General features: G+C 70.5%; 1 pseudogene. It reads right to left on the bottom strand.

Annotated elements, in window-relative coordinates:
- A pseudogene (locus tag ACSNOK_RS35885) lies at positions 1 to 241 on the bottom strand (MBL fold metallo-hydrolase); the annotation flags it as partial.

Below are 241 nucleotides of genomic sequence, written 5' to 3'. Positions count from 1 at the left end.
AGCTGGTGCAGCGCCTCGCACACCCCGGTGTCCCCGCTGTACGTCAGCGCCTTCCCGCCGTGCTCCACCCGGAAGCCATACGTCTCCACGGGGTGGCTGACCCGGTCCGTGCGGATCGTGAAGGGCCCGACCTCGAACGTGCCGGGCCTCAGCGTGCGGAAGTCGAACACCTCGCTCATCGACTTCTCGTCCGGCACGTCGTCGTACGCCGCGACCAGGCGCTGCTCGGTGCCCTCCGGGC

This window comes from Streptomyces sp. URMC 126 (assembly GCF_051386555.1).
GTDB lineage: Bacteria > Actinomycetota > Actinomycetes > Streptomycetales > Streptomycetaceae > Streptomyces.
This window is presented reverse-complemented; position numbering and strand designations above follow the sequence as displayed.